The organism is Bradyrhizobium ferriligni, from assembly GCF_056837965.1.
Genome location: NZ_JBXEJO010000144.1, coordinates 1 through 5,842, shown reverse-complemented (window position 1 = coordinate 5,842; position 5,842 = coordinate 1). Strand labels below are relative to the sequence as shown.

Annotated in this window: 4 protein-coding genes; all 4 read right to left on the bottom strand. The window is 66.0% G+C overall.

Translation table 11 applies throughout. From position 1 onward, the window contains the following. Positions 1 to 159: 159 nt before the first annotated feature. Positions 160 to 3,312: an efflux RND transporter permease subunit gene (locus AC1VNY_RS41970; protein WP_482409591.1), complete on the bottom strand. Its 3,153-nt coding sequence runs from the start codon at positions 3,310 to 3,312 to the stop codon at positions 160 to 162. A 13-nt stretch (positions 3,313 to 3,325) separates the two neighbouring features. Continuing rightward, a complete protein-coding gene (locus AC1VNY_RS41965) occupies positions 3,326 to 4,243 on the bottom strand; it encodes an efflux RND transporter periplasmic adaptor subunit (protein WP_482409590.1) in 918 nt (305 codons plus the stop codon). Positions 4,244 to 4,488: 245 nt separating this feature from the next. Continuing rightward, positions 4,489 to 5,139, bottom strand: coding sequence for an OmpA family protein (locus AC1VNY_RS41960; protein ID WP_028343656.1), 651 nt, complete (start codon positions 5,137 to 5,139; stop codon positions 4,489 to 4,491). Between the two features lie 141 nt (positions 5,140 to 5,280). Next, a partial coding sequence (locus AC1VNY_RS41955) for a tetratricopeptide repeat protein (RefSeq protein ID WP_482409589.1) occupies positions 5,281 to 5,842 on the bottom strand: 562 nt, incomplete at its 5' end.

The following is a 5,842-nucleotide window of genomic DNA, read 5'->3' as shown; positions in this document are numbered from 1 at the left end:
GGGGTGGGGGCTCTCTCCACGAGTCACATTGCAGATAGAGCCCCCACCCGCATCGCATCTTTGATGCGATGCGACCTCCCCCGCAAGCGGGAGAGGTGCAGCCAGTCTGACGCGAAACCGATCAGCGGCACCATACTCTGGTCGCGCCGTGGCCTCAGCTCATTCCGCGGCGGGCGAGATCATGTTCGGTGGACCGGGCGGCCGCTTGGTCTCGTCAGCCTGCTTCTCGTTCGGCGTCAGCTCGTGGTCGGCATGCGAGACCACGAACCGTTTGCCGAAGCGCCAGATCAGGCTGCCGATGTCGTCCATCACCATGAACATCGCCGGCACGAACACCAGCGACAGCGCGGTCGAGAAGATCAGGCCGCCGATCACTGCGAGCGCCATCGGCGAGCGGAATTCGCCGCCGGCGCCGAACGCGAGCGCTGACGGCATCATGCCGGCGGCCATCGCGATCGTGGTCATCACGATCGGGCGGGCGCGCTTCATGCCGGCGTCGATCATGGCTTCCTCGCGCGCCTTGCCGTCGCGGATCGCCTCCACCGCGAACTCCACCAGCATGATGGCGTTCTTGGTGACGATGCCCATCAGCATCAGGATGCCGATCCATACCGGCGTGGTGAGCTGCTTGCCGGTCAACAGCAGCGCGCCGATCGCGCCGCCGATCGAGAGCGGCAGCGAGAACAGGATGGTGATCGGCTGCAGGAAGGTGCCGAATAGCAGCACCAGCACGGCATAGACCATCATCAGGCCGGCGGTGATCGCGGTGGCGAAGCCGTCGGACAGCTCGGCGAGGCTCTCGGCGTCGCCGGACGGGCTGACCTTCACGCCCTTCGGCAGGCTCTTCATGACCGGCAGGTCGTAGATCAGCTTGGTGGCGTCGCCGAGCGCGGCGTTGCCGACGAGATCGGCCGCGACGGTGGCCTGCCGCTCGCGGTCGTAGCGGTTGATGCTGGTCGGGCCCTGGTCGAGCTGGATGTCGGCGACCACGGAGAGCGGCACGCCGCCGCGCTCGCCCCGTTGGCCGAGCGGCACCCGCAGTTGCTCCAGCATCTGCAGGTCGCTGCGCGCATTGTCCTCGAGCTGGACGCGGATCGGCACCTGGCGGTCGCCGGCGTCGAACTTCGCCAGCGCCGGACCGACATCGCCGATGGTGGCGACGCGGATGGTCTGCGACAGGCTCTCGGTCGAGACGCCGAGCCGGGCCGCGAGCTCGGCACGCGGGCGGATGCGCAGCTCGGGCCGGTCGAGCGCGGTCTCCGAGATCACGTTGGCGATGATCGGAATCCGCTTCATCTGCGTCGCGAGTTCGCTGGCGACGTTGTTGACGATGTTGCTGTCGTTACCTGTGACGACCAGCGAAATCGCGCGCAGGCCGTTCTCGTCGAGGAACCAGAACCTGATGTCAGGAACGTTATCGAGCTCCTTGCCGATCGACAGTTCGAGCTCGCGCTGGGTGATCTTGCGGTCGGCCTTCGGCGTGTAGTTGATGATCAGCGCGGCGCGGCGCACCTCCTGCAGGCCCGGCGGCACCCGGCCGCCATCGACGAACACGCTTCGTACCTCGGGCCGCTTGCGCAGCCGCGCCACGATCTCCTCGGTGACTTTCTCGGTGTAGGCGAGCTGCGAGCCGGGCGGCAGCTCCATCGCCAGCAGCGAGCGCGCGGTGTCCTGCGCCGGCAGGAAGCCCTGCGGCAGCAGCGTGATGCTCCAGATCGACGCGGCGAAGATCGCAAAGCCGATCAGTACGGTGACGAAGTAATGCTTCACCGACCAGGTGACGAGGCTGTGATAGCCGCGCAGGATCGGGCCGGGCGGCGGATCGTCGTGGTCGTGATGCTTGAGGAAATAGGCGGCCAGCATCGGCGTCACGAAGCGCGCGGCGAGCAGCGAGAAGAACACCTGCACCGACACGGTGATGCCGAACTGCTTGAAGAACTGCCCGGCGATCCCTGACATGAAGCTCGCCGGCGCGAAGATCGCGATGATGGTGAGCGAGATCGCGATCACCGCAAGGCCGATCTCGTCGGCGGCTTCGAGGGCGGCACGATAAGGCGTCTTGCCCATCCGCATGTGGCGGACGATGTTCTCGATCTCGACGATGGCATCGTCGACCAGGATGCCGGTCGAGAGCGTGATGGCGAGGAAGGAGACGAGGTTGAGCGAGAAGCCGAGCAGGTCCATCGCCCAGAATGCCGGGAAGATCGACAGCGGCAGCGAGACCGCCGCGATGATCGTGGCGCGCATGTCGCGCAGGAACAGCAGCACGATGATCACGGCGAGGATCGCGCCCTCGAACAAGGTCGAGATCGCGGCCTCGTAATTGCCCCTGGTGAACTCGACCGAGGTGTCGATCAGCTTCAGGTCGACATCGGGATAGGCGACCTTCAGCGCGTCGATCCGCTTCTGCACCGCGGCCGCGACGACGACGTCGCTGGCGCCCTTGGAGCGCTTGATGCCGAGCGCGACCACCGGCTCGCCGTTGAAGCGGGCGAAGGTGCGGCGGTCGGCGATGGTGTCGGTGACGGTGCCGAGATCGTCGAGCCGGATCTCGCCGCCGCCGAACAGCGGGATCATGGTGCCGGCGAGCTCGTTCAGCGTCTTGGCGCCGGCGAGCGTGCGGATCGCCTGGTCGTTCTTGCCGATCTCGGCGCGGCCGCCGGCGACGTCGACATTGGTGCCGCGCAGGATCTGGCTGACATTGACCGCGGTGAGGCCCACCGCCTGCAGCTTGTCGGGATCGAGCGAGACCAGGATCTCGCGCTCGACACCGCCGATGCGTTCGACCTGGGCGACGCCGCGCACGCCCTGCAGGGCGCGCTTGACCACGTCGTCGACGAAATAGGACAGCTGCTCCGGCGTCTTGCCGGGCGAGATCGCCGCATAGGTCACGATCGGTAGGCCGATCACGTCGACGCGCTGGATCAGGGGCTCGGTGACGTTCTGCGGCAGATTGGCGCGCACGCGCGTCACCGCGTCCTTGACGTCGTTGAGCGCGCGGTCGGTGTTGGTCTCCAGCGCGAACTGGATCGTGGTCACCGACAGGCCGTCGGTGATCGAGGAGGAGATGTGGCGCACGCCCTCGACGCCGGAAACGCCGTCTTCGATGGTCTTGGTGACCTGCGATTCAAGTTCCGACGGTGCGGCGCCGAATTGCGAGACCGCGACCGAGATCACCGGAATGTCGGCGCTCGGCAGCCGCGTCACCGCGAGCTTGGTGAAGGAGACCCAGCCCAGCACGAGCAGGATGATCGAGAAGACGATCGAGGGAAGCGGGTTCCGGATCGACCATGCCGAGATGTTCAAAGCCATTAGCGTGCCCGAATTACCGTGATCGCGTGCGATCGAGTTCGTCGGCGAACATGGTCTTGATCTGGTCGCCGTCATGCAGCGAGGTGCCAGCGTCGGCCACGACGATTTCGCCGACGTCGAGGCCTTCAAGGATTTCGGTCGAGGTGTCGGAGGTCAGCCCGACGCGCACCCGGCGGGTCTCGACGGTGTTGCCCTTCACGACCTGCAGGGTCAGGCGGTCGATCGCGGTGCGCGGCACCGCGACCCCGCAAGAGCGCTTGGCGTCGATATTGGCGCGCGCGAACATGCCGACCTTCAGCGTCGGATTGTTGTTGATGGTGATGCGGACATGCCCGAGCTGGGTGGTGCGGTCGATCTGCGGCGAGATCTGGCGAACCTTGCCGACCATGTCGGGCGCATCGTCGCGGCTGATCCGCACATTGGCGCCGGGGTTGAGCTTCAGGAGCTGGAAGCCCGGCACTTCGGCATCGAGCTCGATCTCGTTATTGATGGAGATCTTGAACATCGGGGGACCCTGCGGCGAGGCCGGCGCGCCGGGCGCGGTGCGCACTTCGGTGACGAGGCCGGCCGCCGGCGCCCGCAGTACAAGCGGCTTGGCATTGGCCTGTGCGGCCTGCTGCGGCGGCGGGGTCAGCCGCGCCAGTTCCTGGTTCTCGGTCACGGTATCGCCCTCGCGGACCAGCACGTCGATGACCTTGGAGCCGTCCTGGTCGACATTCACCTGCGCCTCGCGGCGCGCCACGATGAAGCCGGTGACGCGGACCATGTCGGAGAAGCAGGCATTGGTCGACTTCGTCACCACGACCAGGGCCTGGCCCGGCGTCTCCTTCTCCTCCGGATGGGAGCGGTGCTCGAACGCGTAATAGGCGATCGCGAGGGCGAGGAAAAACACCGTGCCGAGCGCAGGTTTGAGGTATTGGGAAAAATTCATCGCCTGATCAATCCAGAGCTTGGCGCATCATGGGTGTTGGTCGAAGTCTCATCACGCTCGCTATCGTACTGCCTGGGCATTCGGAAGGCCGGTGCCATTTTCCGGATCATGCCCTGACGTCATGTGAGGCGGGCCACCTGTGGGCCGCTTTGGGTCTCGGCCCAACGGCATTGGCCCAAAAGCAATGCGCCCCGCCGGGGTGCGGGGCGCATTGTAACCTCAAAAAGGGGCCACGCCACCGCCCATCACTTGGCGGCGGTGGCCTTGTTTTCCACGTTCACGACCTGCACGCGCCGGTTCACCTCCGCCATCGGGTGGCTCGGGTCCTTCAGCTTGCTCTTGCCATAGCCGACGGTGACAAGATCGGTGCCGTTGATGCCGTATTTGTCGACGAGATAGCGCTTGATGGCGTCGGCGCGGCGCTCCGAGAGACCCTGATTGTAATCCTCGCCGCCCGCGGCGTCGGTGTGGCCGGCGACCACGAAGGTCGAGCCCTTCAGGTCCTGATTGGTCAAGGCGCGGCCAAGCGCCTGCACCGACGGCAGCGACTTCGCGCTGATGTCGGCGGAGTTGTAGTCGAAGTTGATCTCGAGATCGATCTTGGGCTTGTCCTGGACGATGGTCGCGATTTCCTCGCGTTCCGCCGAGGACAGCGAGCGGGTGGCGCGGCCGCGAACGCTCTGCACGAATTTGGCCTGGTCGGCATTCAGCTCCGGCGAGGTGGTCTGCGGGCCGGCCGAAAGGCCGCGGGTCAGCGGCTTCTTGTCGGGCGTCAGCGCCTTGATGATCTGATCTTCGGTGACGTCGCCGGCATGGGCGACGGCCATGCCGAACGACAGCGCGGCGCCGACGGTCATGATTGAAACGATCGCGGCCTTTGCCGACGGCTTGAACATTTCGGTCCCTCTTGCGCAAGCTGGCGCGGTTCCAGGCAACTATTCAGATTGATCGCCGGCGTTGCTGCCCGGCACGCACCCTCTGATTAGTCGCGCAACTCCGTCCGCGGTTCGAGCCGCGGGCAGGTCTTCGTCGGTCTGTCACTGCACACCGTAGTCGGCGAATTCCTTGACGATGTTCGGGTCCATCGCCTTGGCGTTGGCGATGTCGAGATCGCCCTCCGCGACCGCGCCGTTGCGCTGCTTGGCGAGGCCGCGCCCGTACAGCGACGAGGTCAGCCGCGGGTTGATCTTCAGCGCGGCGTCGAAATCGGCGATCGCGTTCTTGTTCTGCCCGCCCTTCAGGTTCATCAAGCCGCGGCTGTCGAGCGCATCGACGAAGTTCGGACGCAGCCGCAGCGCCTCGTTGCAGTCCTTCAGCGCCGCCTGCAGGTCGCCGATCACGGTGCGGACCCAGCAGCGGTTGTTATAGGCCTCGACATCCTTCGGGTTCAGCCGCAGCGAATTGGTGAAGTCCTTCACCGCGAGGTCGTAGGCCCCCTTGCTGGCATAGACCTGGCCGCGGCGATACAGCGCCGCTGCGTCGTCGGGATTCTTGTCCAGCTTTTCGCTCAGGCTCTTGATCGTCGGATCATCGGCGAGCACGGGCGAATTGCTCGGCGCCGGCGTGGGCTGGATCACCACCGGCGGTGGAGCGGCGGGC

Excerpts from the sequence above, each read along its gene's own strand:
- AC1VNY_RS41970 (WP_482409591.1), bottom strand. The coding sequence starts at position 3,312 with ATGGCTTTGAACATCTCGGCATGGTCGATCCGGAACCCGCTTCCCTCG.
- AC1VNY_RS41960 (WP_028343656.1), bottom strand. The coding sequence starts at position 5,139 with ATGTTCAAGCCGTCGGCAAAGGCCGCGATCGTTTCAATCATGACCGTC.
- AC1VNY_RS41965 (WP_482409590.1), bottom strand. The coding sequence starts at position 4,243 with ATGAATTTTTCCCAATACCTCAAACCTGCGCTCGGCACGGTGTTTTTC.